At 63.2% G+C, this 25,851-nt stretch carries 24 protein-coding genes and 2 pseudogenes; 13 read left to right on the forward strand and 13 right to left on the reverse strand.

Annotation, left to right across the window (positions count from 1 at the left end):
* Nucleotides 1–3: 3 nt before the first annotated feature.
* Together PST29_RS12610 and PST29_RS12615 are read right to left on the reverse strand one after the other, a co-directional pair.
* Nucleotides 4–711: an NUDIX hydrolase gene (locus PST29_RS12610; protein ID WP_060843261.1), complete on the reverse strand. Its 708-nt coding sequence runs from the start codon at nt 709–711 to the stop codon at nt 4–6.
* A gap of 1 nt (nt 712) precedes the next feature.
* A complete protein-coding gene (locus tag PST29_RS12615; RefSeq protein ID WP_060843262.1) occupies nt 713–1,258 on the reverse strand; it encodes an adenylyltransferase/cytidyltransferase family protein in 546 nt (181 codons plus the stop codon).
* A 181-nt stretch (nt 1,259–1,439) separates the two neighbouring features.
* Between PST29_RS12615 and PST29_RS12620 the strand changes: the two genes are divergently transcribed.
* The 3 genes from PST29_RS12620 to nadE are packed head-to-tail and all read left to right on the forward strand — an operon-like array spanning nt 1,440 to nt 4,155.
* On the forward strand, nt 1,440–2,087 hold the full coding sequence (locus PST29_RS12620) for a nicotinamidase (RefSeq protein WP_060838783.1): 648 nt from the start codon (nt 1,440–1,442) through the stop codon (nt 2,085–2,087).
* 9 nt (nt 2,088–2,096) lie between these two features.
* Entirely contained in the window at nt 2,097–3,326 is a 1,230-nt protein-coding gene (gene pncB, locus PST29_RS12625) for a nicotinate phosphoribosyltransferase (RefSeq protein WP_060843263.1), read from the forward strand.
* A gap of 1 nt (nt 3,327) precedes the next feature.
* Nucleotides 3,328–4,155 (forward strand): ammonia-dependent NAD(+) synthetase, encoded by an 828-nt coding sequence (gene nadE / locus PST29_RS12630; protein ID WP_060843264.1) that lies wholly within the window; start codon nt 3,328–3,330, stop codon nt 4,153–4,155.
* 104 nt (nt 4,156–4,259) lie between these two features.
* Here the strand turns inward: nadE and PST29_RS12635 are convergent, their stop codons facing one another.
* From PST29_RS12635 to PST29_RS12660, 6 genes and pseudogenes are all read right to left on the reverse strand, one after another.
* On the reverse strand, nt 4,260–4,727 hold the full coding sequence (locus tag PST29_RS12635; RefSeq protein ID WP_060838786.1) for a hypothetical protein: 468 nt from the start codon (nt 4,725–4,727) through the stop codon (nt 4,260–4,262).
* A gap of 100 nt (nt 4,728–4,827) precedes the next feature.
* Nucleotides 4,828–5,199, reverse strand: a pseudogene (locus PST29_RS12640) (GFA family protein); the annotation flags it as partial.
* Nucleotides 5,200–5,456: 257 nt separating this feature from the next.
* Nucleotides 5,457–6,770, reverse strand: coding sequence for an NAD(P)/FAD-dependent oxidoreductase (locus tag PST29_RS12645; protein ID WP_060843265.1), 1,314 nt, complete (start codon nt 6,768–6,770; stop codon nt 5,457–5,459).
* Nucleotides 6,771–6,905: 135 nt separating this feature from the next.
* The gene (locus tag PST29_RS12650) at nt 6,906–8,270 is read right to left on the reverse strand and encodes a glutamine synthetase family protein (RefSeq protein ID WP_060838790.1); all 1,365 of its coding nucleotides are present in this window, start codon (nt 8,268–8,270) and stop codon (nt 6,906–6,908) included.
* Nucleotides 8,271–8,900: 630 nt separating this feature from the next.
* Entirely contained in the window at nt 8,901–9,560 is a 660-nt protein-coding gene (locus tag PST29_RS12655) for a methyltransferase family protein (protein ID WP_060838791.1), read from the reverse strand.
* 81 nt (nt 9,561–9,641) lie between these two features.
* Nucleotides 9,642–10,538 (reverse strand): LysR family transcriptional regulator, encoded by an 897-nt coding sequence (locus PST29_RS12660; RefSeq protein WP_060843266.1) that lies wholly within the window; start codon nt 10,536–10,538, stop codon nt 9,642–9,644.
* Nucleotides 10,539–10,699: 161 nt separating this feature from the next.
* On the opposite strand from PST29_RS12660, the gene PST29_RS12665 reads away from it, so the two are divergent.
* The 6 genes from PST29_RS12665 to PST29_RS12690 all read left to right on the forward strand — a co-directional run bounded on the left by PST29_RS12665 (nt 10,700) and on the right by PST29_RS12690 (nt 15,698).
* A complete protein-coding gene (locus PST29_RS12665; protein ID WP_060838793.1) occupies nt 10,700–11,341 on the forward strand; it encodes a hydrolase in 642 nt (213 codons plus the stop codon).
* Nucleotides 11,342–11,431: 90 nt separating this feature from the next.
* Entirely contained in the window at nt 11,432–12,259 is an 828-nt protein-coding gene (locus PST29_RS12670; RefSeq protein WP_060843267.1) for an alpha/beta fold hydrolase, read from the forward strand.
* A 72-nt stretch (nt 12,260–12,331) separates the two neighbouring features.
* On the forward strand, nt 12,332–12,910 hold the full coding sequence (locus PST29_RS12675; RefSeq protein ID WP_060838795.1) for an antibiotic biosynthesis monooxygenase: 579 nt from the start codon (nt 12,332–12,334) through the stop codon (nt 12,908–12,910).
* Nucleotides 12,911–12,941: 31 nt separating this feature from the next.
* Nucleotides 12,942–14,792 (forward strand): amidohydrolase, encoded by a 1,851-nt coding sequence (locus tag PST29_RS12680; RefSeq protein ID WP_060843268.1) that lies wholly within the window; start codon nt 12,942–12,944, stop codon nt 14,790–14,792.
* A 173-nt stretch (nt 14,793–14,965) separates the two neighbouring features.
* Nucleotides 14,966–15,280, forward strand: a complete 315-nt coding sequence (locus PST29_RS12685) for a hypothetical protein (protein WP_060843269.1) — start codon at nt 14,966–14,968, stop codon at nt 15,278–15,280.
* Nucleotides 15,281–15,326: 46 nt separating this feature from the next.
* Nucleotides 15,327–15,698, forward strand: a complete 372-nt coding sequence (locus PST29_RS12690; RefSeq protein WP_232513233.1) for an SCO4402 family protein — start codon at nt 15,327–15,329, stop codon at nt 15,696–15,698.
* 897 nt (nt 15,699–16,595) lie between these two features.
* Here the strand turns inward: PST29_RS12690 and PST29_RS12695 are convergent.
* Nucleotides 16,596–16,925: a hypothetical protein gene (locus PST29_RS12695; protein WP_041117563.1), complete on the reverse strand. Its 330-nt coding sequence runs from the start codon at nt 16,923–16,925 to the stop codon at nt 16,596–16,598.
* Nucleotides 16,926–17,494: 569 nt separating this feature from the next.
* Here PST29_RS12695 and PST29_RS12700 point away from each other — a divergent pair.
* Entirely contained in the window at nt 17,495–19,855 is a 2,361-nt protein-coding gene (locus PST29_RS12700) for a DNA polymerase II (RefSeq protein ID WP_060843271.1), read from the forward strand.
* 6 nt (nt 19,856–19,861) lie between these two features.
* Here the strand turns inward: PST29_RS12700 and PST29_RS12705 are convergent, their stop codons facing one another.
* Both PST29_RS12705 and PST29_RS12710 read right to left on the reverse strand, forming a co-directional pair.
* Nucleotides 19,862–20,191 carry a DHCW motif cupin fold protein gene (locus tag PST29_RS12705; protein ID WP_060843272.1) on the reverse strand — a complete coding sequence of 110 codons (330 nt, stop codon included), beginning with the start codon at nt 20,189–20,191 and terminating at the stop codon, nt 19,862–19,864.
* A 41-nt stretch (nt 20,192–20,232) separates the two neighbouring features.
* Nucleotides 20,233–20,529: a hypothetical protein gene (locus tag PST29_RS12710; RefSeq protein WP_016968706.1), complete on the reverse strand. Its 297-nt coding sequence runs from the start codon at nt 20,527–20,529 to the stop codon at nt 20,233–20,235.
* Nucleotides 20,530–20,810: 281 nt separating this feature from the next.
* Between PST29_RS12710 and PST29_RS12715 the strand changes: the two genes are divergently transcribed.
* On the forward strand, nt 20,811–22,250 hold the full coding sequence (locus PST29_RS12715) for a serralysin family metalloprotease (RefSeq protein ID WP_060843273.1): 1,440 nt from the start codon (nt 20,811–20,813) through the stop codon (nt 22,248–22,250).
* A gap of 129 nt (nt 22,251–22,379) precedes the next feature.
* Entirely contained in the window at nt 22,380–22,982 is a 603-nt protein-coding gene (locus PST29_RS30985; protein ID WP_129405577.1) for an SUKH-3 domain-containing protein, read from the forward strand.
* A 154-nt stretch (nt 22,983–23,136) separates the two neighbouring features.
* Here PST29_RS30985 and PST29_RS12720 read toward each other — a convergent pair whose 3' ends face one another.
* Entirely contained in the window at nt 23,137–23,886 is a 750-nt protein-coding gene (locus tag PST29_RS12720; protein ID WP_060843274.1) for a glycine-rich domain-containing protein, read from the reverse strand.
* Between the two features lie 112 nt (nt 23,887–23,998).
* Between PST29_RS12720 and PST29_RS32760 the strand changes: the two are divergent.
* A pseudogene (locus PST29_RS32760) lies at nt 23,999–24,148 on the forward strand (DUF2599 domain-containing protein); the annotation flags it as partial.
* Nucleotides 24,149–24,172: 24 nt separating this feature from the next.
* On the opposite strand, the gene PST29_RS12725 reads toward PST29_RS32760, so the two are convergent.
* Nucleotides 24,173–25,795, reverse strand: a complete 1,623-nt coding sequence (locus PST29_RS12725; RefSeq protein WP_060843275.1) for an MFS transporter — start codon at nt 25,793–25,795, stop codon at nt 24,173–24,175.
* Between the last annotated feature and the right edge of the window lie 56 nt (nt 25,796–25,851).

Raw genomic sequence — 25,851 nt, forward strand, 5'->3', positions numbered from 1 at the left:
TTATTACTCCAGGAAACAACGATCGAACAGGTACAGCTCGGTGGGCTTGAGGCTTTCCACCGTGGCTTGCGGGCGGCCGCCATCGCCGCTTTTCTTGCGCCCGGTTTCCTGCAGGTAACCGGCTTCGCTCATCTTCAGCAGGCGCTGGCGGATGCTGGTCTTGAGCACCGGCCGTTGCAGCACCCGGGAGAAGATGCTCACCGCCTCGGGGGCGCTGAACTCCTGGCCGAGAAACATCAGCGGCAGGCTGCTGTACAGGGATTTGGAAAACAGCCGCTCCCTGGTCTGGGCCACCAGGCTGTTGTGGTCGAACGGCAGTTTGAAGGCGCCGCTGGCCACCTCGCCGAGGGTGAAGAAACCCTGCTGCGGGCCCGGCTGCACCGGGTCGCTGACGATCCCCAGGTAGAAGGTCGAGGACGACCAGCAGCGCGGGTCGCGGAAGGCGTCGCCGACGGTGCCCACCTGTTCCAGCCAGGCCAGGGGCATGTCGACCTTGCTCGAACGGCGCAGGCGTTCCACGGCGTCATTCAGGCTGCGGTCCTCGACATCGCCGTTGACCACGATGCCCGGCAGCGCCCAGTGTCCGGCAAATGGCTCGCTGTCCCGTTGGTGAAGGAGAATTTCCAGCTCGCAGCGCTCGCGGTTGTAGCGCAGCAGGCACAGGTCGATGGTGTGCAGGTAGGCGCTGGGGAGGGGGGGGCGGTCTTGCATATCAACTTCCGTGGACGGCGTAGAGGCCGTAGTTTAGCGGATTCAGGCCCGGTGCCAGCCACTGCTTGGGCGGTGTTTCGCCCCGGGCCAGGCACTGGCGCAACACGCTGCTGCGCACTCCGGGCTGTTCCTCGATGCAGAGGATGGAAAAGCGTTGCAGCAATTCTTCGCCGCGATGGAACCTGGGCAACTGCCGCGCCACGTCTTCACCCACCACCAGGGCGATGCGCTTGCCATCCAGGGCCAGGTCGTCGGCCAGGCGTTGCAGCAGGGTGAAGCTGTAGACCGGACCCGGGTCGGCCAGGGCCAGCTGCCGCTCCAGGCGGCTGACCGCCAGCTCGGCCTGGCACTCGGGCTGCAAGTGCGTGGTGATCGCTTGCAACCAGTTGGCCCGTTGCTCGAAATCGGCCATGCGCTTGCCATCCGGGTGGCGGAAGCTCGGGACTACCAGGACCCGGCGGGCATGGCGCGCGGCTTCGAGCATCACCTGGGCGTGTCCGGCGTGGGGCGGGTTGAAGGCACCGCCATAGAGGGCCAGTTCAAACATCTGCTTTTCCTCGTTTGGTACATGACGTGTACCTTAGCATTGCTTTTGCCTGTGGAACATCTTCTTTTTAAGCTGGCTTTATCAGTGCGTTTTAACAGAGGGATAAAAATAAAATGCGTTGGGGCTTGTCATGAAAGTACATGACGTGTACTTTGTGCTCCATGCAGAGGAGAGACCCAGCATGAACAGCCAAACGATGAAGACCGCTTCCTTCGATGTCGATGCACAAAAGAGCTTCACCCCGCTGTGCCCGGACGAGCTGCCCGTGGCCGAAGGCGACCGCATCGGTGGCGAACTGAATTTCATGGCGACCCTGGCCAGCCTGCGCATTGGCAGCAAGGATGCCCACAGCCCCCAGGCGCCCTGGGTGGTGGCCGGGCATCAACAGATGCTTCAGCCCACCGGCCTGGAACATGCCGACCTGACCTGGGTCAGCCACTGCGTGCCGGGCACCGCAGGCTTCACCCTGCTGGATGAATTGCCCACGCCCTATGACTACGACTACTTCGTGTGGAAGGGCGTGGAGCCGGACCTGCACCCCTACGGTGCCTGCTACCACGACCTGCACGGCAAGCTGTCCACCGGGGTCATCGAGTACCTCAACAGCCAGGGCGTGCAACAGGTCATCGTCGGCGGCCTGGCCCTGGATTTCTGCGTCAAGACCACCGCGCTGCAGCTGGCCGCCGCCGGCTTCAGGGTGATCATCCACCTGCCGGCGTGCCGGGCCATCAGCGCCGAGGGCGCCACCCGCGCCATCGCCGACATGCAACAAGCGGGAATCACGGTTGCCGCGACCCGCGAAGAAACCGCCAGACTGGCCAAGGCTTGAGGAGTCATCATGGAAAGTGCATTCGACCGTAACAACGGCGTGATTCAGAGCCTGCTGGACACCGACTACTACACCTTCACCATGATGCAGGCGGTGCTGCACCAGCACCCCAATGTCGACGTGGAATACCAGTTCATCGTGCGCTCCAAAGAGTCCCTGGTGCACCTGATCCCCGAGATCCGCCAGGAGCTGGAAAAGCTCGCCGGCCTGCAGATGCGCGAAGGCGAACAGCGCTTTCTGTTCAACAAGCGCTTCCGCGAATACCTGACCCCGGATTTCGAACAGTTTCTCGGCCTGTTCCGCTTCAACCTGCGCTACATCCACGTGGCCGCCGTCGATGGCCAGCTGAGCATCCGCGTCCGTGGTCCGATGCTGCACTGCATCATGTTCGAACAGCCGGTACTGGCCATGGTCAGCGAGCTGCGCAACCGCGATAAATACCCCGAGGTGGAGCTGGAGGACGTCACCCGCCGGCTCTACCAGAAGTTCGAATGGCTGGAGAAAAACGCCAGCCGCGACGAACTCGCCGAGTTCCGCGTCTCGGATTTCTCCACCCGCCGGCGCCTGTCGTTCAAGGCCCAGCGCGAAGTGGTGAAGATCATGCGCAGCGACTTTCCCGGGGTCTTCGTCGGCACCAGCAATGCCCACCTGGCCTATGAGTTCGACCTGCCGCTGATCGGCACCATGGCCCACCAGTGGCTGATGGTGCACCAGCAACTGGGACGGCTGCGGGAGAGCCAGAATGCGGCCCTGGAGAATTGGGTGCACGAGTACCGCGGGCGCCTGGGCATCGCCTTGACCGACTGCATCAGCACCGACTTTTTCCTCAAGGATTTCGACCTGTACTTCGCCAAGCTCTACGACGGCCTGCGCCAGGATTCCGGCGACCCGCTGCTCTGGGCCGACAAGGTCCTGGCCCGCTACCGCGAACTGGGCATCGACCCACGGACCAAGGACCTGATGTTCTCCGATAGCCTGAACTTCGAGAAATGCCTGCCGATCCTGCGCCACGTGCGCGGCCAGGCCCGGTTCGGTTTCGGCATGGGCACCAGCCTGGCTTGCGACGTCGAAGGCGTCGAGCCGCTGAGCATCGTGATGAAGCTGGTGCGGGTGCATGGCGAGCCGGTGGTGAAGTTCTCCGACGACCCGATCAAGAATGTCTGCGAAGACCCGTCGTTCCTGCGCTACGCGGCCCAGGTGTTCAACGTCGATCTTGCCCACTCGCCCCTGGAGGCCTGACATGAGCAACCCAACCCAAGAACGTATCGCCCGGGAACTGGGCATCGACCGGCAACTGGTGCGCGGTGGCGAGGCCGCCGAGATCGCCCGGCGCGTGGACTTTATCCAGCAGGTGCTGCGCGAGTCCGGGTGCGGCAGCCTGGTGCTGGGCATCAGCGGCGGGGTGGACTCCCTGACCGCCGGCCGCCTGTGCCAGCTGGCGGTGGAGCAACTGCGCGGGGCAGGGCATGAGGCCCGCTTCATCGCCATGCGCCTGCCCTACAAGAACCAGGCGGACGAAAGCGATGCCCAGGCGTCCCTGGACTTCATCGGTGCCGATGCCGTCAGTACCTGCAACATTGCCGACAGCGTCGACGGCCTGATGAGCCAGGTGCGGATCGACGGCTTGCAGCCTTCAGCGGCCCTCACGGACTTTGCCAAGGGCAACGTCAAGGCCCGGGCGCGGATGATTGCGCAGTACGCCGTGGCCAACTTCAGCAATGGCCTGGTGGTGGGCACCGACCACGCTGCCGAGGCCCTGATGGGCTTCTTCACCAAGTACGGCGACGGCGCCTGCGACCTGGCCCCGTTGTCGGGCCTGACCAAGACCCAGGTGCGGCTGCTGGCCGATGCCCTCGGCGCGCCAGGCCATCTGGTGCACAAGGCGCCCACCGCGGACCTGGAGGAACTGGCCCCGGGCAAGCTGGACGAAACGGCTTACGGTTGCAGCTACGAAGAAATCGATGCCTACCTGATGGGCCAACCGGTGCCCGATAGCGTGCGCCAACTGATTGAAAGCGCCTACCGGCGCACCGCTCACAAACGCGCCTTGCCCCGCAGTCCCGCCTGAGCCGACGCCTTCGCCGGCAAGCCGGCTCCTACTCCATCACCCCCGGCCGTAGGAACTGGCTTGCCAGCGAACAACCGCGCCAGCCAAGCGCGGCCACCCGCCCTTCAATCCGGCCATTTCCTCAAGCTCGCCCGGCATTCTTCAATCAGCTCGGGCATATGCTCGCGCACGTCCTGCCAACCCAGCATGCCCAGCAACTCACGCGCCTCCTGGCGCAGGGGCAGCCATTGCGGGTGTTTGAAGCCGTTGTCCTCCAGCGTTACCCCGTAGGCCTCTCGGCACAGCGCTTCACAGCCGCTCAACAGGGCTTGCAGGCGCGGGTGCAGAGTGGGCGCCAGGTACGCCGGAAAGTGCTTCACGAAGCCCTCGAGATAATCCAGGTGGTTGGACCACAGGCCACACTCGGCGCAGCAGCCGACCTCCGTGCGCTGGCGGTCGGCCTCCGAGGCCAGGAACTCCAGGGCCGGGCCCAACTCTCCCAGCAGGATGATCTTTCGGTACTCGTCCTGGCCGTACCAGGTCCAGACATTCGAGGCGAGGGGGCTGTCACGGTGCAGGGGTGTTTCACTCATGCAGTGGGCCTTTGTATTGGGTTGGCGCAGCGCTATCCCGAGCCTGTTCAGCTTCTGGAACAACGGGTTGTAGCCCGGCGTTGAGCGGCGGTTGCGACGTAGGCTGCCAGCCGTCTGGCCAGCGATCGCTGAACGAATGCTGGGTTGGCATCAGGGCCGGGTCGCGGTTGTCGTCGAAGCAGCCCAGCAGCAGGGCAAGGGTCGGCTCGTCATCGACAGCCCCCAGGGTGCTGCCGCATGCCCGGCAAAAGGTCCGGCTCGAATAGTCCGACGACCTGAAGGTCGCCGGTGCGCCGCCGGGGCCGGTCCAGGTCACCCGTTCCCGGGGGAACTCGACCCAGGCCAGGGTCAAGGCACCGCTGTGGCGCTGGCACAGTTGGCACGAGCAGGTGTGGGGATTGGCGGCCGGTCCGTGGGCCTCGAAGCGGATCTGCCCGCACAGGCAGCCGCCCTGGTAGATCGTTTCGCTCATGTGCTTTCCCTGAGTGGGTGCGGGTGTCGGCGCGAATCTAGCATGCTGGAGGAATGTTTGAAGCTCAGGAGCGACTGGCTTTCCGTGAGGATGTCTGCAGCCGCGGGAGGAGGTTGCCCACGACGGTGCAGTCGACGCCAACAGGCAGGCCTGACTGTCCGGGTAGTCGGCCAGTCAGGCCTGGCATCTTGTTGCACCGGTAGCCGCCCGAGCCGTCCCCGGGCTGCGTCAGCGGCGACAGGAGGTGGAGCGAACCCTCAGCGCAGTTTCTCCAGCATCTGGTAGTACCACATGCCCGCCGCGAGCATCGGGTTGCCCAACTGGTCGCCGAAGGGCACGCGGATGTGTTGGCAGGCGGCGAAGGTGTCGTAGTGGCCGAGGTGGCCGGTCAGGGCTTCGGCCATGATCTCGCCCATGATGTGGCTGGTGGCCACGCCATGCCCGGAGTAGCCCTGGCAGTACCAGACGTTGTCCGAAAGCTTGCCCAACTGGGGGATGCGGTTGATCACGATGCCCATGGCGCAGCTCCACTGGAAATCGATGCCCACGCCCTTGAGTGCCGGGAAGGTGCGCTCGATGCACGGGCGCAGTTCGCCGGCGATGTCCCGCGAATCCTTGCCGCTGTAGTTGGCGCCGCCACCGAACAGCAGGCGGCCATCGGCGGTCATGCGGTAGTAGTCGAGCACGAAGCGGCAGTCGTAGACCGCCAGATCCTCCGGGTTCAGGCGCCTGGCCAGGTCGCCCAACGGCTCGGTGGTGACGATGCCGCCCATGGCCGGGAAGATCTTGCCCTTGAGTTTTTTCGGCTCCAGCTTGTGGTAGACGTCGCCGGCCAGCAGCACCTGCTTGGCGTCGATGCGGCCCTGGGCGGTGATGACTGCCGGGCGCTCACCGTGGACGATTTCCAGCACCTGGCTGTGTTCGAAGATCAGCGCTCCCAGGCTTTCGGCAGCCCGGGCTTCGCCGAGGCACAGGTTCAGCGGGTGCAGGTGCAGGTTGCGGGTGTTCTTGATCGCGCCGTGATAGAGGTCGCTTTCCAGCAGTCCGCGGACCTGGGCCCGGTCCAGCAGGCTGACTTCGTCGCCCATGCCGCGGCGCAGCGCTTCTTCGTAGTCGGCGCGCAGCCCCTGCAGGTGGCTGGGCTTGTAGGCGGCGTGCAGATGACCGTGCTTGAGGTCGCAGGCGATGGCGTACTTTTGCACCCGCTGCTGGATGATCCGGTGCCCGCGCCAGCGCAGGTTCCAGATGAAGTCGTCGACTTCCTTGCCGAGGCTGCGGCCCATCTGCTTGCGCATGGCCTCGTCGCCGGAAAGGCTGCCGGTGACCTGTCCGCCGTTGCGCCCACTGGCGCCCCAGCCGATCTTGTGGCTTTCGACGATGGCCACCTTGAGGCCACGTTCGGCCAGTTCCACCGCGCTGGCGACGCCGGTGAAGCCGCCGCCGATGATCACCACATCCGCTTGATGGGTGCCTTGCAGGGTCGGGTAGTGGGTTTCCTGGTTCAGGGTGGCGCTGTAGTAGCTGGGGCAGCGCTCGGCTGCCGGGGTCCGCGTGTCGAAGGCGGCGTTCATGGGCAATTCCTCGTAGACAATCAACCGGGTGGCCTGGCGGCGACCGGGAAGGGTAGGGGGCGGTGATCTGGCGGGCCTGGCTCAGGTTCGGCAAGGCCGCCTGCCTGGCCAGGCGCGCAGATCGTCACTGGGGGCTCAGGCCTGGGTCAGGTACCAGCGCCAGTCCTGTTCGCCGACTTCGGCCATGAACTGGCGGTATTCGGCGCGCTTGACCGCCAGGTACACCCCGAGGAATTCACTGCCCAGGGCATCTCGGGCCCAGGCCGATTGCTCCAGGGCGGTCAGCGAGGTCAGCCAGTCGGTGGGCAGCAACTCGGTGGCCTGGGCATAGCCGTTGCCCTCTACCGGATCGCCCGGATCGAGGTGTTCCCGCAGGCCGCGATGCACCCCGGCGAGAATCGCCGCTGCCGCGAGATAGGGGTTGGCGTCGGCACCGCAGATGCGGTGTTCGATGTGCCGGCTGTTGGCCGGGCCGCCGGGCACCCGCAGGCTCACGGTGCGGTTGTCGACGCCCCAGGTGGGGGCCAGGGGCGCGTAGCTGTTGGCCTGGAAGCGCCGGTAGGAGTTGGCGTTGGGGCAGAACAGCAGCAGGGAGTCGAGCAGGGACGCGAGCATGCCGCCCACGGCCTCCCGCAGCAGCGGGGTGCCGGCCGGATTCTCGGAGGCGAACAGGTTGCGGCCCGCCGCATCGGCAATGCTCACGTGCATGTGCATGCCGGTGCCGGCCAGGTGATCGAACGGCTTGGCCATGAAGGTGGCCTGCATCCCGTGCTTGTGGGCCACGGCCTTGACCAGGCGCTTGTAGCGCACGGCCTGGTCCATGGCCTGCAGGGCATCGCCGTGCTCCAGGGTGATTTCCACCTGCCCCGGGGCGTATTCGGAGATCGCCGTGCGCGCTGGTATGCCTTGCAGTTTGCAGGCGGCGTAGAGGTCGGCGAGGAACGGTTCGATCTGCTCCAGCTCGCGCAGGCCATAGACCTGGGTGCTGCGCGGGCGCCCGCCGTCGGCGTCCAGGGCCGGTTGCGGCCGGCCGTTGCCGTCACGCTTGGCGTCCAGCAGGTAGAACTCCAGTTCGCAGGCCATTACCGGGTGGTAACCCTCGGCCTTGAGCCCGTCGATGACCTTGATCAGCAGGTGGCGCGGGTCGGCGATGCTGGCGGGCATGCCCTCTTGCGGGTGCATGCTGACCTGCACCGCGGCAGTGGGGATCTGCCGCCAGGGCAGGCGTACCAGGCTGCCGGCCAGTGGGTAGGCGCGGCAGTCGATATCGCCGACGTCCCACACCAGGCCGGAGTTCTCGACGTCGTCGCCATTGAGGGTCAGACCGAGGATGGTGCTGGGCAGCGGCCGGCCGCTTTCATACACCGCCAGCAGTTCTTCGCGGTGCAGCAGTTTGCCTCGGGGCACGCCGTTGGCGTCGAGGATGAACAGCTCGATCATGTCGATATCGGGGTGGGCGGCCAGGAAGTCACGGGCTTCATCGAGGGCGGCAAATTTCATCGGATTCTCGCTTGCGCCATTGGGGCGCGCAGGTTTTCAGGTCCTGCAACGATGCCGCGCACGGCTCGGTTGCAAGGGCAGAAATCAGTTCTGGGGCGTTACGCGCAGGGGCGCGCGATCAGGCCGCAGGCGAGTGATCCGGAGGACGTGAGGAGTGGCGCAGACGGGAGCGGCACAGGGCCATGGGCAGGTTGACCAGAAGCTTCATGGGCAGGACCTGTCCAGCAAGTACAAGCCGATAACGGCGGCGCGGTCCTCATGAACCTCATGAGGCGTGACGGGGCGTGAGCGGGGCAGCGAGAGCCGAGCGTCGACATCACCACCGCGGCCACAGTGCAGGGGCGCGGGAGCTGATCTGTCGAATCCGTGATACGGGCTCAGGGGGCACATCGCCGGGTGATCTCGCTGTCGAGTTCGTGGTGATTATTCTTGATAGGAACCGGGCACTGGCAGGGCGAATACAGGGCGCCGCAGGCTCAGGGCGGATCAATACTGCAAGAATCCGCCAGCCAATGTAAGGGGGGTAAAGGGCCCAAGGCCCCTGGCGAGTGCCTCTCAACCATGGGCAGAGGCGCGTGCTAGAGCGGTGCGTCCTTGTCGGCAGAAGTGTCTGATTTTTTTTACAGCGCTTCAGTAGACACCGGGCAGCAGGCGCCAGCTACGGGCGCAATAATCTTCATACGCCTGGCCGAAATGCTCCAGCAACAGGGCTTCCTCGGCATGAATCCGCGCGATCAGCGGAATCAGGGTCAGCGCCGCCAGCAGCAACCCCAGCCCCGAGCGAAACGCCAGGGCCCAGCCCACGGCGTTCACCAGCAAACCCAGGTAACTGGGGTTGCGCAGGTGGCGATAGAGGCCGTCTACCACCAACTGGTGACCGGGCTGGATCGCCACCAAGCCGCTGAAGCGCCGGCCGAGGATGAACACCGGCCACAGGCGCAGCACACCGCCGAGGATGAACAGCAAGGCGCCGAGCCAGCGCAGGCCTTCGCCGCCGAAAGTGCAGAAATCCATGCGGTCGCTGTAAGCCGGGACAAAGCCGCTCAACAGGCCGATCACCCCGAACACCGGCAGCACCCAACGGTTGCCCTGATCTTCCCGCACGCCGCTGCTCAGGTTGACCTCGCTGGACAGCGAAGCGACCACCATCAGCAGGGTGGCGAGGGTGATCAGGGTCAACTGTGGATGGCCGAAGAAGGTGGCGAAACCGCCAATGCCCCAGATCGCCAGGCCCAGGTAGGCGAGGGCGCCGAGAAGGCTGGAGACGGCCAGCCTGGGGGGAATTTTCATGATGAGCTGCGCCTATGCCGGGAACACTTCTCTGAGTGTAGGGGCCCGCTTGCGGGCGAAGGCGCACGTCTGTCAGCTGGCTCAGACCACGGTTTTTTCCGTCAGATGCCCCACCAGAAAATCGATAAACACCCGAGTCTTCTGCGGCACCCGCCGCGCCGAGGGGTAGACCACGTTGATGCTGATGGGCGGCGCCTGCCATTCACACAGCACCGGCACCAGGCGTCCGGCCGCCAGGGCATCCTCGACGATGAAGTCCGGCAGCAGGGCGATGCCCATTCCTGCCTCGGCGGCCTGGGCCAGCAGGTCGCCGTTGTTGGCGTGCAGCGGCCCGGTGACGTGCACCCGCTGGGTGTCGCTGCCGTTGTTCAATTGCAGGCTGACGCCGCTTTGCAGGTAGCCGTAGTTCAGGCACTGGTGGCTGCTCAGGTCCTTGGGATGGCCGGGCACTCCGGCCCGGGCCAGGTAGCTGGGCGCGGCCACCATGATCCGCGGCGCCGGCGCCAGCTGCCGGGCCACCATCGACGAATCCGGCAGGCTGGCGATGCGCAGGGTGACGTCGAAACCGCCGCGCACCGGATCCACCTGCTGGTCGCTGAGCACCAGCTGCAACTCGATCAGCGGGTGCTGTTCATGGAACAGCGGCACCAGCGGCCCGAGCCGGCGCAGGCCGAAGGACATCGGCGCGTTGACCCGCAACACGCCGCGCAGTTCGGCGACGCCGTCCCGGGCCCGTTGTTCGGCCTCGTCCAGGGCCGCCAGCACCTCCCGGGCGTTTTCGTAGTACTCGGCGCCGGCTTCGGTCAGGTGCAGGCTGCGGGTGGTGCGCTGCAGCAGTTGCACGCCAATGGCCTCTTCCAGGGCCTGGATCTGTTTGCTGACCTTGGAGCGGGGCACGTCCATGGCTCGGGCGGCGGCGGCAAAGCCATTCTCATCAACGGTGACGACGAAAGCGCGCATGCATTGGATGCGGTCCATGATTGTCCCTTATTTGGAATCAATGATTCCAGATTTTAGGGAATTGTTCCGATTTCGGACAAGGCCTAAATTAGCCACCAAGCCGGACGCAACGGGGCGCAAGCAGCGCCATCAGCCGGTCATGTTCGACCCTCACTCTCTGACTGCAAAAGGAACGCGCCATGTCCATTCGTGAATTGCTCAACCCCGCCAACTCCGCCCTGATCCTCATCGACCACCAGCCGCAGATGGCCTTCGGCGTGCAATCGATCGATCGCCAGACCCTGAAGAACAACACCGTGGCCCTGGCCAAGGCGGCCAAGATTTTCAACGTGCCGAGCATCCTCACCTCGGTGGAAACCGAAAGCTTCAGCGGCTATATCTGGCCGGAACTGCTGGCGGTGTTCCCCGGTCAGCAGCCCATCGAACGCACCTCGATGAACTCCTGGGAAGACCGCAAGCTGGTGGAGGCGGTGAAGGCCACCGGGCGCAAGAAACTGGTGATGGCGGCGCTGTGGACCGAGGTCTGCCTGACCTTCCCGGCCCTGGAAGCCCTGGCCGAAGGTTATGAGGTGTACATCGTCACCGATGCCTCCGGCGGCACCAGCCAGGAAGCCCACGACATGGCCGTGCAGCGGATGATCCAGGCCGGCGCGGTGCCGGTGACCTGGCAGCAGGTGCTGCTGGAATACCAGCGCGACTGGGCGCACAAGGACACCTACGACGCGGTCATGGGCCTGGTGCTGGAGCACAGCGGCGCCTACGGTATGGGCGTGGACTACGCCTACAGCATGGTGCACAAGGCCCCGCAGCGTCAGCTGTAGGAGCCGGCTTGCCGGAGAAAAGGCCAGGACCTGATGTACCGGATGCCGTCGGTGTCCGGTGTTGATCTCTCGAACATAAGGACATTTGACATGAGCACCTTCATCACTCGCGACGGCACCGAACTCTATTACAAGGACTGGGGCAGCGGTCAGCCCGTGGTCTTCAGCCACGGCTGGCCCCTGAGCGCCGACAGCTGGGAGTCGCAGATGCTGTTCCTGGCCGAGCATGGCTACCGCGTCATCGCCCACGACCGGCGCGGTCATGGACGTTCCAGCCAGCCCTGGGACGGCAATGACATGGACACCTACGCCGACGACCTGGCGCAGTTGATCGAGCATCTGGACCTGCAGGATGCGGTGCTCCTGGGGTTCTCCACCGGCGGTGGCGAAGTGGCGCGCTACATCGGCCGCCATGGCACCGGGCGCCTGGCCAAGGCCGGGCTGATCTCGGCGGTGCCGCCGCTGATGCTCAAGACCGCAACCAACCCCGGGGGCCTGCCGCTGGAGGTGTTCGACGGCATCCGCGCCGGCGCCTTGGCCGACCGTTCGCAGCTGTACAAGGACATTGCCAGTGGCCCGTTCTTCGGCTTCAACCGTCCGGGGGCCAAGGTGTCCCAGGGCATGATCGACAGCTTCTGGCTGCAGGGCATGCAGGCCGGGCACAAGAATGCCTATGACTGCATCAAGGCGTTCTCCGAAACCGACTTCACCGAAGACCTGAAGCGCTTCGATATCCCGACCCTGGTGGTGCATGGCGACGATGATCAGATCGTACCCATCGACGCTGCGGGCCGGGCGTCGGCCAAGCTGATCGCCAACGCCCGACTGCTGGTCTATCCCGGCGCGCCCCACGGCTTGACCGACACCCACAAGGAGCGTCTCAACCACGATTTGCTGACGTTCATCCAGCAACCTTGAGCTTAACTGTGAAGCGCGGGGGCAGCCGGGCTGCCCCCGATGCCATCTCCTCCCGGACCCTGGAGCCTTCTGATGAACATCGAACTCACCGATGGTGTCGTGACCCTGCTGGTGCGCCACCGGATCAAGCAGGGCCAGGAACAGGCCTATGAAACCTGGCTGCGGCAGATCATCGCCAAGGCCCGCAGCTACCCGGGACACCTGGGCATCGACGTGGTCCGCGGCCACAGCGGCGGTCTCGGGCTGTTCACCAGCGTGCTGCGCTTTGCCAGCACCGAGCAGTTGCAGAACTGGCTGGATTCCGCCGACCGCCGCGAGCTGGTAGAGCAGGCCCAGCACCTGCTGGCCGATGGCGACCAGACCGAAATCAACGCCGATCGCGAATTCTGGTTCACCCCCCAGGACAGCGCGGCGCCAACGCCACCGCCACGCTGGAAGCAGGCCTGCGTGACCTTCCTGGTGATCCTGCCGCTGAGCTTCCTGGTGCCGCAGTTGTGGAAGCCGGTGTTTGCCCTGCTGCCCTGGCTTGGTGGCTATGTGCCGGCCACGGTACTGATCACCCTGAGCATCGTGCTGCTGGTGGTCTACGTCTTCATGCCCCGGGTCACGCGCCTGTTCCGCCGCTGGCTGCAACCGCGCAGCGCGGCCTGATTCCTTCCCGACCTTCGTTTGGAGCAATGCCATGAAACCCGATGCAATTGCGGATCTGATTCTGTTCAACGGCCGCCTGCACACCGTGGACCGGGCCCGGCTCCGGGCCAGTGCGGTGGCGATCAAGGACGGGCGCTTCATTGCCGTGGGCAATGACGCCCAGGCCATGGCCCTGCGCGGTGCCGGCACCCAGGTCATTGACCTGATGGGGCGCACGGTGATCCCCGGGCTCAACGACTCGCACTTGCACCTGATCCGCGGCGGACTCAACTACAACCTGGAACTGCGCTGGGAGGGCGTGCCGTCCCTGGCCGATGCCCTGCGCCTGCTCAAGGAACAGGCCCTGCGCACCCCGGCGCCGCAGTGGGTACGGGTGGTGGGCGGCTGGAACGAATTCCAGTTCGCCGAGAAGCGCATGCCGACCCTGGAGGAACTGAACCAGGCGGCGCCGGACACCCCGGTGTTCGTCCTGCACCTGTATGACCGCGCCTTGCTCAACCGTGCCGCGCTGCGGGTGGTGGGCTATGACCGCAACACGCCGAACCCGCCCGGCGGCGAGATTGTCCGCGATGGCAATGGCAACCCCACCGGCATGCTGATCGCCCGGCCCAACGCGATGATTCTGTATGCGACCCTGGCCAAGGGGCCCAAGTTGCCCCTGGAATATCAGGTCAACTCGACCCGCCAGTTCATGCGCGAGCTCAACCGCCTGGGGGTCACCAGTGCCATCGATGCCGGCGGCGGCTTCCAGAACTACCCGGACGACTATCAGGTGATCAACCAGCTGGCGGCTGAGCAGCAACTGACCGTGCGCATCGCCTACAACCTGTTCACCCAGAAGCCCAAGGAAGAACTGGCCGACTTCAAGCACTGGACGTCCAGTGTCACCTACGGTCAGGGCGACGACTTCCTGCGGCACAACGGGGCAGGGGAGATGCTGGTGTTCTCCGCCGCCGACTTCGAGGACTTCCTCGAACCGCGCCCCGATCTGCCGCAGACCATGGAGCAGGAGCTGGAACCGGTGGTGCGCCACCTGGTGGAGCAGCGCTGGCCGTTTCGCCTGCACGCCACCTACGACGAATCCATCTCGCGGATGCTCGACGTCTTCGAAAAGGTCGACCGCGACATCCCCTTCAACGGCTTGCCGTGGTTCTTCGATCATGCGGAAACCATCAGCCCGAAAAACATCGAGCGGGTACGGGCCCTGGGCGGCGGCATCGCGATCCAGGACCGCATGGCCTTCCAGGGCGAGTACTTCGTCGAACGCTACGGCGCCAAGGCCGCCGAGATGACCCCGCCGATCCAGCGCATGCTCGCCGAAGGCATTCCGGTGGGTGCCGGCACCGACGCCACCCGGGTGTCCAGCTACAACCCCTGGACCTCCTTGTACTGGATGGTCAGCGGTCGCACGGTTGGTGGCCTGGAGCTGTATCCCCAGGGCTTGAGCCGCGACACCGCGCTGGAACTGTATACCCACGGCAGCGCCTGGTTCTCTTCGGAACAGGGCAAGAAAGGCCAGATCAAGGTCGGGCAACTGGCGGACCTGGTGGCCCTGTCGGCGGACTACTTCAGCGTCGAGGAAGAGGCGATCAAGTGGATCGAATCCCTGCTGACCGTGGTGGATGGCAAGGTGGTCCACGCGGCCGGCGACTTCGCCAAACTGGCCCCGCCGAGCCTGCCGGTGACCCCGGACTGGTCGCCGGTGGCCAAGGTGCCGGGGCATTGGAAGCCCAACGCACCGCTGCAGAACCAGGTGCACCAGTGCAGCGGACCCTGCGCGGTGCATGCCCACGGGCACCAGAAGGCGCGTATGTCCAATGTGCCGGTGAGTGACTTCCAGGGGTTCTGGGGGGCGTTTGGGTGTTCGTGTTTTGCGTTCTGAGGTATCTGCAGCGGCCTGGTACGCTTGTGTCTGTATGAATTAAACGCCGTTTCAATAATTCAACTCAGCCCGGACCAGGTCCGGGCTTTTTTGTATTCTGAGGCTGGCTGTTGTGGTGTGAGTGCTTGTGTGAGGCTTACTGGCTAAGTAGGAGGGGCTCAGGAGTGAGTAGATTGAACATGCGTACTGCTGGTTTTAGGGCGAGTATCAGTTTCTTGTCCCCAGATAGTGGTGGGCGTTTGACTATGCCAGAGGGCGATGGCTACGCACCTTACTTTCATACGGACACTCTGGATGAGGGCTTGGCGGTGCGGATAATCGGCATTCCAGAAGGTGCCAGTTTTGCTTCTCTGCTCTCTGTCGAGGTTGAACTCACCTATCATCGGTTTTTGAGTTATGGGGAGCTGCAACTGGGTCAAGGATTTTATCTGACTGAAGGTTCGAAGCGGGTCGCTGAAGGCGTCATAGAGTCTGAGCTGAGGTATTAGCAGGCTCATTGCTGGTAAAAATGGGGGAGTGGATATGGAGCCGTGGGTGTTTCCAAAGTTAAAATTCCCCTCAATGAGGGACGAACTGATTGGCTACTTGCGAGGGCTCTCAGATATTAACTATCAATATCGAGCCTGGGTTCAGAGGGAGGCTTCAGATACGTTTTATGACGAGCTTGATTATGCCATTCATTTTTTATTCGATGATACAGGCTTAGCAACGGATGCCCGCTCCTGGATTGGACTTGTCCTGCTGGGAGAGGCAGAAGCGCAATCGGTTGAAGATGTTGTCAGGAGTATTAACGAACTGTTTCTCTTGCATGGGGTAGAACTGGAAGATGCAGAGTATCTGGCAACACCGGAGTGGATGAGAATTGTCGAATCTTCGAAGGAGGCATTGGCGGTGTTTTTGAGATAAAAGTGTTGTAAGTTTCACGGGTGTAGAGGCTTTTCCATCTATCGTGATAACGGTCTCGTAGTGTGTAGGTGGGGTTCTATATTTTATTTTCTTTAGGCGCAAGGTTAATTGATGGTTGCAGGTTTTGGTTTTTAATATGTCGGATGTTGTGAGGTGGAGAGGGTTTGAAATATTTAATTAAGGACAGTCATGATGAAGGATTCCTCTCTTGTAACCTGTGGCTCATGCGGGGGCGAACTGTCTTTATTGAGTGAGGGGCGTTGCGAAGGATTAAGATGCTCCTGTTGTGGTTGGTCGTTGGTCACTACACGTTTTCCAGATATTGAAGTGGATGATCAGGAGTATAAAGTTTTCTGTCGCGGGGACTATAGTGACCTGGCTCATATAAGGGCAGTGTCAGAAGTGCTGGGTTGTAATTTTTTGATGTCAAGAGAGGTTCTTCAGCGGGAGTCTTCTTTAGTGTTTTCTGGTCCGGCAGTTAAAGTTTTAAGAGTCAAGAGGCGGCTTGAGTCTGTTGGGGTGGAGTGTGTAATAAAACCTGATTTTAGCTGGGGCTAATACCTTTCATGGAATATCAAGTTGAATAGATATGCGTCTTCAGCGGCATGGTTGAGGAAGCGTTTCTCAGGATTTGATGCAAGGATGATGTGAAAAGATATTAGTACTGTTGTGAAGGGGAGAGCATGGAGAGCCGGGAAGCTGTGTATGATGGTCTTTTAATCCGACCTGTTGGTGGTGGGCTTGTTGAACTGACAGGATGGTTATTCTCTTTGCCGACAAGCAAGCCCCCTAGGCAGAGATTCGAATAGTTTGAGTTAATAAAATGAGGCGCTCTGAAGAGCGCCTCATTTTTATTGTTGTATCAAGAATTTTTAATCAGCAAATTGACCGCACTACTCAACAAAACCGATCAATAACCCGAACTTCCGATTTGTCCCGCAGTGATTGCCATTCGGCTTTCAGGGTCTCCAGTACCCGGCCAATGAAGTCCTTGTCGGCGGCGGCTTTCTTGCCGACGTAGCCCTGGCCGCGGCGGTACATCTTCAGGCGGGCTGCCAGCTCCCGGTTGTTCTGGTCGAACTCTGCTTCATGGCTATGGGGCGACAGGCAGTCGATGTGCACTTGGCCCGACTTGGCAATCCACAGAATGTGGCTGTCGTGGCTGTCTTTCTGTGCGGCGAACATGCGTGCCAATTCATCAATAGTGGGTTGATTATTAAGATTCATTTGTAGCCCCCTTGACCATTTATCGATCTATCTAAGTTGATTCGCTAATTCATCTTGCTACGTCGGTAAGTTGAACCCTGATACCGGAAACAGGGCGACAGAGGGTGTCTGTCGGATACAGATAAGGCCCAGAGCCTGATGCGTGTAGTTGCCTTGATTAACTGCTACGCAATAGCGTCACAACGAAGAGAAGCAGCGTAAACCTGGATGAAGCTGCCGACATTCCCACCATCGGCCACAAGCATCTTGAAGAGTTTTCGCCGGCTTCCGGTCCTTGTACTGGACGATCAATGCCAGGTCAGTTTCATCAATCTGCCTTGTGGGCAGTACACATCCGGGTCACAGCTCGGCGGTCAGACGAGCTTGCTCATAACACCTTTGCCTCGTCCCCCGATCGGGGAGACGTCTGCATCATGCAAGGGCGAAATCTTCGCGTCAACGGTTTTGTAGTGAAAATTTTCAAGCACTACATATTGTCTGACAAAAGCGTCAAAGCCATCATCCAGACACCCTATCGCCGCCCGGGACAGGTAGAATCGGCGCCTTGAAACGGCTCTGAGGTTGCAGCGGTGGATGTACAACAAGGCTTCGTCCTGACCCGGCACTGGCGCGATACGCCGGCAGGCACGGAAGTCGAATTCTGGCTGGCCACCGATCAGGGGCCGCGGCGGCTCCGCTTGCCGTTGCAGACTTCCGTAGCCTTTATCCCGGCGGTGCAGCGTCCTCAGGCCGAACGCTTGCTGGCGGACGACCCGGATGTCGAACTGCGCCCCCTGCAACTGCGGGACTTCCATCAGCGCCCGGTTCTGGGCCTGTACTGCCCGCAACACAATCAGCTGATGCGCCTGGACAAGACCCTGCGCCGCGCCGGCGTCGAGGTGTTCGAGGCCGATGTGCGGCCGCCCGAGCGCTACCTGATGGAGCGTTTCATCACCGCGCCGGTGTCTTTCGGCGGCCTGCCAGGGCCCGACGGCCTGTTGCTGGAAGCGCAGATGAAGCCGGCGCCGGACTACCGCCCAACCCTCAAGCTGGTGTCCCTGGACATCGAGACCAGCGAACGCGGCGAGCTCTATTCCATCGCCCTGGAAGGCTGCGGCCAGCGCCAGGTGTACATGCTCGGCAAGGCCCGGGAAGACGACAGCGCGGTGGATTTCGACCTGGAGTTCTGCGCCAGCCGCGAGCAGTTGCTGGAGAAACTCAACCAATGGCTGGCCGAGCACGACCCGGACGCGATCATTGGCTGGAACCTGGTGCAGTTCGACCTGCGGGTGCTCCACGAGCATGCCCGGCGCCTGGCGGTACCGCTGCGCCTGGGACGTGGCGGCGAGGAAATGCAGTGGCGCGAGCACGGCAGCCGTACCCACTATTTCGCCTCGGCCGCCGGCCGCTTGATCATCGACGGCATCGAAGCGTTGCGTTCGGCGACCTGGAGCTTCCCGTCCTTCAGCCTGGAAAACGTCGCCCAGACGCTGCTGGGGGAGGGCAAGTCGATCGACAACCCCTACCAGCGCATGGACGAAATCAACCGCATGTTCGCCGAGGACAAGCCGGCCCTGGCCCGCTACAACCTCAAGGACTGCGAACTGGTGACGCGGATCTTCGCCAAGACCGAGTTGCTGACCTTCCTGCTGGAGCGGGCCACCGTCACCGGGCTACCCGCCGACCGCAGTGGCGGTTCGGTGGCCGCTTTCACCCACCTGTACATGCCGCTGATGCATCGCCAGGGCTTCGTCGCGCCCAACCTCGGCGAACTGCCGCCCCAGGCCAGCCCCGGCGGCTTTGTCATGGATTCGCGGCCCGGGTTCTACGAATCGGTGCTGGTGCTGGACTACAAGAGCCTGTACCCCTCGATCATCCGCAGCTTCCTGATCGACCCGGTGGGCCTGGTGGAAGGCCTGCGCCAACCGGACGAGCAGTATTCGGTGGCGGGCTTTCGCGGCGCGCGTTTTTCCCGCACCCGGCATTGCCTGCCCTCGATCGTGACCCGGGTCGCCGAGGGCCGCGAGGTGGCCAAGCGCGAGCACAATGCGCCGCTGTCCCAGGCGTTGAAGATCATCATGAACGCCTTCTACGGGGTGCTGGGTTCCAGCGGTTGTCGCTTCTTCGACCCGCGCCTGGCGTCCTCCATCACCCTACGCGGCCACGAGATCATGGCCCGTACCCGGCAGTTGATCGAAGCCCAGGGGCATCAGGTGATTTATGGCGATACCGACTCGACTTTCGTCTGGCTCGGCAGCCTGCATGACGAGGAGCAGGCGGCGTTGATCGGCCGTGCCCTGGTGGCCCACGTCAACCAGTGGTGGCGCGAGCACCTGCAGCAAGAGTACGGCCTGGAAAGCGCCCTGGAGTTGCAGTTCGAAACCCACTACAAGCGCTTTCTGATGCCCACCATCCGCGGCGCCGAAGAGGGCAGCAAGAAGCGTTACGCCGGGCTGGTGCAGCGCGCCGATGGCCGCCAGGAGATGGTCTACAAGGGCCTGGAAACCGTGCGCACCGACTGGTCGCCCTTGGCCCGGGAATTCCAGCAGGAGCTGTACCGGCGGATCTTCCACCGCCAGCCCTATCAGGACTATGTGCGCGACTACGTGCACCGCACCCTGGCCGGGCAACTGGATGATTTGCTGATTTACCGCAAGCGCCTGCGCCGGCCGCTGGATGACTACGAGCGCAACGTGCCGCCCCATGTCCGCGCCGCGCGCCTGGCCGATGACTACAACCGCGAGCAGGGCCGGCCGTTGCAGTACCAGAACGGCGGCTGGATCAGGTACGTGATCACCCTGGCCGGCCCCGAGCCCCTGGAAAACCGCCGCGCCGCCATCGACTACGAGCACTACCTGACCCGGCAATTGCAACCGGTGGCAGATGCCATCCTGCCCTTTGTCCAGGACGATTTCAGCACCCTGGTGGGTGGCCAGATGGGGCTGTTCTGAAGCGCCTCAATCCACCACGAACAACTTGGCCCCCCGCGCAGTAGATGAGCGGTGCGGCTCGGCGTTGTCCGCCACCTGATAGCTCATGCCCGGGGTCAGCACGAAGCGCCGGCCGTCCTCCAGTTCGGTGTGCAGTTCGCCTTCCAGGCACAGCAGGATGTGGCCCTTGGAGCACCAGTGGTCGGCCAGGTAGCCCGGGGTGTATTCGACCATGCGCACGCGGATCGCGCCGAACTGCCGGGTGCGCCAGAACGCGCTGCCGGTTTCGCCGCGATGCTCGGTGGGTTCGATCGTCGACCAGTCGGTGGTGACAAAGGGGAGTGCGCTGATGTGCATGCTCGGCTCTTGTGGTTGAGGGAGAAAAGACTAAGGGCGGCTCAATCGTCCACCGCTTCGCACAGGCCACTGGCGCCATGCTTGTCGGTGTACTTCACGGTCACCGAATCGTCGTCTTCGACGCTGATGGCCAGGGTGATTTCAGCGGTCTTGACCTGGAAATGCCGGTCATCCACGGCGCTGTTCTTGACCGCCTTGCCGTTGATGTAAATCGGTCCGCCCTGGTCGGCGCTGACCGCCAGATTGCCCGGGCAGGAGACGTTGAACAGCGGAATGCCTTCGGCGTGGGCAGCGCCGGCGAAGATCATCAAAGTGCCCAGCAGCAGGATTTTGCGCATAGCGGACTCCTCATGGAACAGCGGCGGGGCAGCGCTTGGTGTGAGCATTTTCTGCCTCCGATCGCTGCTTAGCCTATCCGCTGCCGGAGCGGCGCGCGAGTGGAAAATCCACCCCGGGCCAGAGCGCTTTCGGACGATTGTCAGACAAAGAAAATCGTGGACTGGAAGTTGACGATTGTGTCAGTTTTTCTGCGCCTCAACGGGCGAGTGATAGGACGATCTCGCGGGCGGGGTCGTGGCTGTTCTATCGGAAAATTTTTGTCTTGAACAAGGACGTAGCAATGTCGAAGACACTCTCGCAAATCAACGAAAACGCGATCATTCCCGGTGCAGCGGCCAGCAGTGCCTACCTGCAGGTCCAGACCTTCAGCCACCTGTATGACCGCGGTGGCAGCGCGCTGGTGAACGGCAAGCCATCCTTCACCGCCGACCAGGCGGCGGATTCGATCCTGCGCAAGGGCCTGTCCTGGCACGACCAGAATGGCGACGGCAAGATCGACCTGACCTACAGTTTCCTCACTGAAAAGCCGGCCAACTACAACCCGGCCCTGGGCAGCTTCAGCGAGTTCAGCGCCTTGCAGAAGGCCCAGGCGCTGTTGTCCCTGCAGTCCTGGTCGGACGTGGCCAACGTCACCTTCAGCGAGGCCGCCAAGGGTGGCGATGGTCACATGACCTTCGGCAACTACAACGTCAGCACCGGCGGCGCAGCCTTCGCCTACCTGCCGTCCGGCGGCAGCTACGACGGCCAGTCCTGGTACCTGATCAACGACCAGTATCGGGTCAACGAAACCCCGGGCAACGGCAACTACGGTCGTCAGACCCTGACCCACGAGATCGGCCACACCCTGGGCCTGTCCCACCCGGGTGTGTACAACGCCGGCAACGGCAACCCCACCTACAACGATGTCACCTACGCCCAGGACACCCGCGGCTACAGCCTGATGAGCTACTGGAGCGAGGGCAACACCGGGCAGAACTTCAGCAAGGACGGCAGCGGCGCCTATGCTTCGGCACCGTTGCTCGACGATATCGTCGCGGTGCAGAAGCTCTATGGCGCCAACCTTGAAACCCGCGCCGACGACACGGTGTACGGCTTCAACTCCAACACCGGGCGGGATTTCTACAGTGCCGACTCCAATGCCGACAAACTGGTGTTCGCGGTGTGGGACGGTGGCGGCAACGACACCCTGGACTTCTCCGGCTTCAGCCAGAACCAGAAGATCAACCTCAACCAGGGCGGCTTCTCCGACGTTGGCGGCCTGGTGGGCAACGTCTCCATCGCCCACGGCGTGACCGTGGAAAACGCCATCGGCGGTTCGGGCAATGACCTGCTGATCGGCAACGCTGCGGCGAACATCCTCGAAGGCGGTGCCGGCAACGACATCCTCTACGGCGGTGGCGGTGGCGATACGCTGTGGGGCGGGGCAGGGGCCGACACCTTCGTGTTCGGCGCGGCCTCGGATTCGACCTTCGACGCCCCGGACTGGATCATGGATTTCGCCAGTGGCGAGGACAAGATCGACCTCAGCGGCCTGTTTGCCTCCACCGGCGCCACCCTGAACTTCGTCAGCGGCTTCACTGGCCACGCCGGCGATGCGATCCTCACCTACTTTGTCGAAACCAACCAGACCAGCCTGATGATCGACCTGACCGGTCATGGCGCGGTGGACTTCGCCGTGGGCACCGTGGGCCAGGCGGCTGTCACCGACATCATCGCCTGATTGATCGGAAACAGTGGAGCGGCGCGCGATGCGCCGCTTCCACATCACTCTTCCCCTTGTTTTCCCCGGTCCTGGGCAGGTTTGATCGAGGCAGGCATTGGCTGGCCGTCGATAGTCGTGGATGTCGACTTGACGCGCAGAGCAGCTGATAGCCTTCCGGCAGGGGCCGTATACAGGGCTTTTGCGGTTTTCCTGCACTTTGATTATCTTCGCCGCATGAACCTCCTTACTCCGAACATAGAGCCGTTTTTCAGAGATGCCGGGTGGGCCCCTGGCAGGGCCGTTGTGGTTGATAGTCACGTACCCCGCGCACATCCGGCATTTCGCATCCTGCAAGCATTTGGCGAATTGACCGTAGGGCATACCGGCGCGGGGGCGGAGTGTGCCTCTAGTGACATAGAGTTTGGGTGTCCTGCGTGCCCCGATGAACAAGTACATGGCTGGCAAGAAGCGCTGCACACCCACTTTGTTTGCCTGGGTGATGTACATCATGGTCATGCACAGCTCTGGTTGGATAGCCAAGGCCGTTTGTTCTCGAACGGATTGGTCGCGCCCATAATGCTTTTTGTTGGGCATGATTTTGCTCAAGGCGTCGAGGCCCTGCTCAAAGGGTATCGATTACGCCCCATGCTGTTGCCGTCGCAAGAAGAAGTCATGGTATGGGGCGAGCGTTTTCGGACTGGCGATCCGCTTGTTCTAACGCCCGGTTTTTTTCACGCCCGCGCGCTCTGATGTGGGTGCTGGGCATCGCGCCCAGCCCGTGTGCCTGTGTCGGTTTCGCTCAACGCTCAGGCAAGCCTCCTGGTCTGCGCCCGCGCCAGGCAAATCACAGCGCCAGGACATTGCCTCGGCCACCTGGCTGTCGGTGGCGCTGGCCCACGGGTGATCAGTCGCCGCCCCCGCCGCCACAACCGCCGCCCCCGCAACCGCTGCTGTCGCCCCCGCCGCCATCGCTGCCGCCACTGTCCCCGTCGCCGCCGAAACGCGAGCCGTCACTGTCGCTGCCACTGCTGGAGGAGTCGCTGTCGAAGGAACTGCTGTACAGCTCGCTGCCGCAGTGCACCACGGCAGCCGTGGTGGCGTTGTCCGTCAGACGCCGCAGGGACTGGCAGTCAGCGACGTAGTGAAAGCCCCGAGCGATTTTCAGCTTGGCATCCAGGGCGAACAGCAGCGGCAGGCGGCTGGGCTGGGCAGGGTTGATGTTTTCTTCCAGGCAGGCCAGACGCCAGACCCGACGCAGGCCGTTGTCGCTTTTGCGCGCGGCGTCCTGGCCGAGCACTGCGGCGGGCGTGTGATGGAGGAACTGGCCGAAGGCCTTGTCGCAGAACTGCTGGTAATCCCGGGTATGCAGGATGAACTCGTGCCACAGGTCGTCCACCACCTGGGATGGCATCGACACGTAGTGCTGGCCGCCCTTGAGGTAGGCCAGGAAGAACTGGCGCAAGCCCTGGGCCACCAGTTGGCAGTCCTTGAGGCTCAGGTGCGGATGCTGGGTGCGCAGCGGTTCGAACAGCCTGGGCGGCAGGGTGAAATTGCGGATATGGGCTTCCCGGCGCAAGGCCCGGAGGGCGTTCTGACGGCGCCACAACATCAGGATCAAGGCCAGGGCCAGCACCGTGGGAAAGATCAACAGCATGTTCGGACTCCGCCGGAAAAAGTGCCGAGACAGTGGCGCAACCCGGGGCTTTATTCAAGCCGCTCTACACCTGTGCCTGTTGCCCAGGGCGCGGGCCGACCGGGGCAGCGACATGCTGGCCCGCCTCAACCCGCTGGACAGCGACACCCGGCAGGATTGCGGCGGCCCGTCGAAGCCCGCATTCCTGTGCTCCGGGGTGCTGTTCCGGGCCGCCTGGCTGTGCACCGACCATCAGTTCCTCAGCATCAGCCCGAAAGCCAGGCCGGCGGCGGAGTTGGCTTGGCCATCAGCCATGGTTGATGTCCACATCGCGGGTTTCCCGCAGGCACAACAACCCCACCACCAGGCTGACCCCGGTAATCAGCACCGGGTACCACAGGCCATAGAAGATATCGCCGGTGTAGACCACCAGGGCAAAGGACACGGTCGGCAGGAAACCACCGAACCAGCCGTTGCCGATGTGGTAGGGCAGGGACATCGAGGTGTAGCGGATCCGCGTCGGAAACAGTTCCACCATCAGCGCCGCCAGCGGCCCGTAGCACATGGCGGCAATCAGGATCAGCGCCACGATCAGCACCACCACCATGGGCTTGTTGACGTTCTGGGTATCGGCCTGCTGCGGATAGCCGGCCAGGGTCACCGCGCCGCGCAGGGCCGCTTCGTCGAAGCCGTCGATCTTCACTTCGCCGACGCTGACCTGCACCGGGCTGCCGGCCGGGGCGGCGACGCTGCTGTAGGGCAGGCCCTGTTTCACCAGGAAGGTCTTGACCTTGTCGCAGGGGCTGTCGAAGCGCGCCTTGCCCACCGGGTCGAACTGGAAGGTGCAGGTGGCCGGGTCGGCGCTGACGCTGATCGGCGCCTGGCGGCTGGCCTGGTCGATGGCCGGGTTGGCGTAGTGGGCCAAGGCCTTGAAGATCGGGAAGTACAGCAGCGTGGCCAGCAACAGGCCGAGCATCAGCACCGGCTTGCGGCCGACCTTGTCCGAGAGCCAGCCGAAGAAGATGAACATTGGTGCGCCGATCACCACGCTGATGATCAGCAGGCTGTTGGCCAGGGCCGGGTCCATCTTGAGGAACTGGGTCAGGAAGAACAAAACGTAGAACTGCGCGGCATAGAAGGTCACCGCCTGCCCGGCGTTGATGCTGAACAGGGCGATCAGCACCACCTTGAGGTTCTCCCATTTGCCGAAGGACTCGCGGATCGGTGCCTTGCTGGCGCGGCCTTCCTCCTTCATTTTCAGGAAGGCCGGGGACTCGTGCAGGCTCATGCGGATCCAGGTGGAGATGCCCAGCAGGACGATGGACAGCAGGAACGGCAAGCGCCAGCCCCAGACCTCGAACTGATCGCCAGTGAAGTAACGGCAGGCCAGCACCACCAGCAGCGACAGCAGCAGGCCCAGGGTCGCGGTGGACTGGATCCAGCTGGTGTGCAAGCCGCGCTTGCCCTGGGGCGCGTGCTCGGCGACATAGGTCGCGGCGCCGCCGTACTCACCGCCCAGGGCCAGGCCCTGGAGCATGCGCAGGGCCACCAGGATGATCGGCGCGGCGATGCCGATGCTGGCGTAGTTGGGCAGCAGGCCCACGGCGAAGGTCGCCATGCCCATGAGGACGATGGTGGCGAGGAAGGTGTACTTGCGCCCGATCATGTCCCCCAGGCGCCCGAACACCAGGGCACCGAACGGTCGCACGACGAAGCCGGCGGCGAAGGCCATCAAGGCGAAGATGAACGCCGTGGTGTCATTGACCCCGGCGAAGAACTGCTTGCTGATCACCGCCGCCAGGGCGCCATAGAGAAAGAAGTCGTACCACTCGAACACCGTGCCGAGGGACGAGGCGAAGATGACCTTCTGCCCGCCTTGGGCGGTGGTGTCCTGCAGGGTGGGGGTCAGGGGCTGTACGTGTTCTGACATGGGGGGCTTCCTTACAGTGATTATTGTTGTTGTTCCACTGCCGACGCCGTGACCGG

The organism is Pseudomonas sp. St29 (assembly GCF_001547915.1).
Lineage (GTDB): Bacteria > Pseudomonadota > Gammaproteobacteria > Pseudomonadales > Pseudomonadaceae > Aquipseudomonas.

Excerpts from the sequence above, each read along its gene's own strand:
- PST29_RS12610 (WP_060843261.1), bottom strand. The coding sequence starts at position 711 with ATGCAAGACCGCCCCCCCCTCCCCAGCGCCTACCTGCACACCATCGAC.
- PST29_RS12615 (WP_060843262.1), bottom strand. The coding sequence starts at position 1,258 with ATGTTTGAACTGGCCCTCTATGGCGGTGCCTTCAACCCGCCCCACGCC.
- PST29_RS12620 (WP_060838783.1), top strand. The coding sequence starts at position 1,440 with ATGAACAGCCAAACGATGAAGACCGCTTCCTTCGATGTCGATGCACAA.
- pncB (WP_060843263.1), top strand. The coding sequence starts at position 2,097 with ATGGAAAGTGCATTCGACCGTAACAACGGCGTGATTCAGAGCCTGCTG.
- nadE (WP_060843264.1), top strand. The coding sequence starts at position 3,328 with ATGAGCAACCCAACCCAAGAACGTATCGCCCGGGAACTGGGCATCGAC.
- PST29_RS12635 (WP_060838786.1), bottom strand. The coding sequence starts at position 4,727 with ATGAGTGAAACACCCCTGCACCGTGACAGCCCCCTCGCCTCGAATGTC.
- PST29_RS12645 (WP_060843265.1), bottom strand. The coding sequence starts at position 6,770 with ATGAACGCCGCCTTCGACACGCGGACCCCGGCAGCCGAGCGCTGCCCC.
- PST29_RS12650 (WP_060838790.1), bottom strand. The coding sequence starts at position 8,270 with ATGAAATTTGCCGCCCTCGATGAAGCCCGTGACTTCCTGGCCGCCCAC.
- PST29_RS12655 (WP_060838791.1), bottom strand. The coding sequence starts at position 9,560 with ATGAAAATTCCCCCCAGGCTGGCCGTCTCCAGCCTTCTCGGCGCCCTC.
- PST29_RS12660 (WP_060843266.1), bottom strand. The coding sequence starts at position 10,538 with ATGGACCGCATCCAATGCATGCGCGCTTTCGTCGTCACCGTTGATGAG.
- PST29_RS12665 (WP_060838793.1), top strand. The coding sequence starts at position 10,700 with ATGTCCATTCGTGAATTGCTCAACCCCGCCAACTCCGCCCTGATCCTC.
- PST29_RS12670 (WP_060843267.1), top strand. The coding sequence starts at position 11,432 with ATGAGCACCTTCATCACTCGCGACGGCACCGAACTCTATTACAAGGAC.
- PST29_RS12675 (WP_060838795.1), top strand. The coding sequence starts at position 12,332 with ATGAACATCGAACTCACCGATGGTGTCGTGACCCTGCTGGTGCGCCAC.
- PST29_RS12680 (WP_060843268.1), top strand. The coding sequence starts at position 12,942 with ATGAAACCCGATGCAATTGCGGATCTGATTCTGTTCAACGGCCGCCTG.
- PST29_RS12695 (WP_041117563.1), bottom strand. The coding sequence starts at position 16,925 with ATGAATCTTAATAATCAACCCACTATTGATGAATTGGCACGCATGTTC.
- PST29_RS12705 (WP_060843272.1), bottom strand. The coding sequence starts at position 20,191 with ATGCACATCAGCGCACTCCCCTTTGTCACCACCGACTGGTCGACGATC.
- PST29_RS12710 (WP_016968706.1), bottom strand. The coding sequence starts at position 20,529 with ATGCGCAAAATCCTGCTGCTGGGCACTTTGATGATCTTCGCCGGCGCT.
- PST29_RS12715 (WP_060843273.1), top strand. The coding sequence starts at position 20,811 with ATGTCGAAGACACTCTCGCAAATCAACGAAAACGCGATCATTCCCGGT.
- PST29_RS12720 (WP_060843274.1), bottom strand. The coding sequence starts at position 23,886 with ATGCTGTTGATCTTTCCCACGGTGCTGGCCCTGGCCTTGATCCTGATG.
- PST29_RS12725 (WP_060843275.1), bottom strand. The coding sequence starts at position 25,795 with ATGTCAGAACACGTACAGCCCCTGACCCCCACCCTGCAGGACACCACC.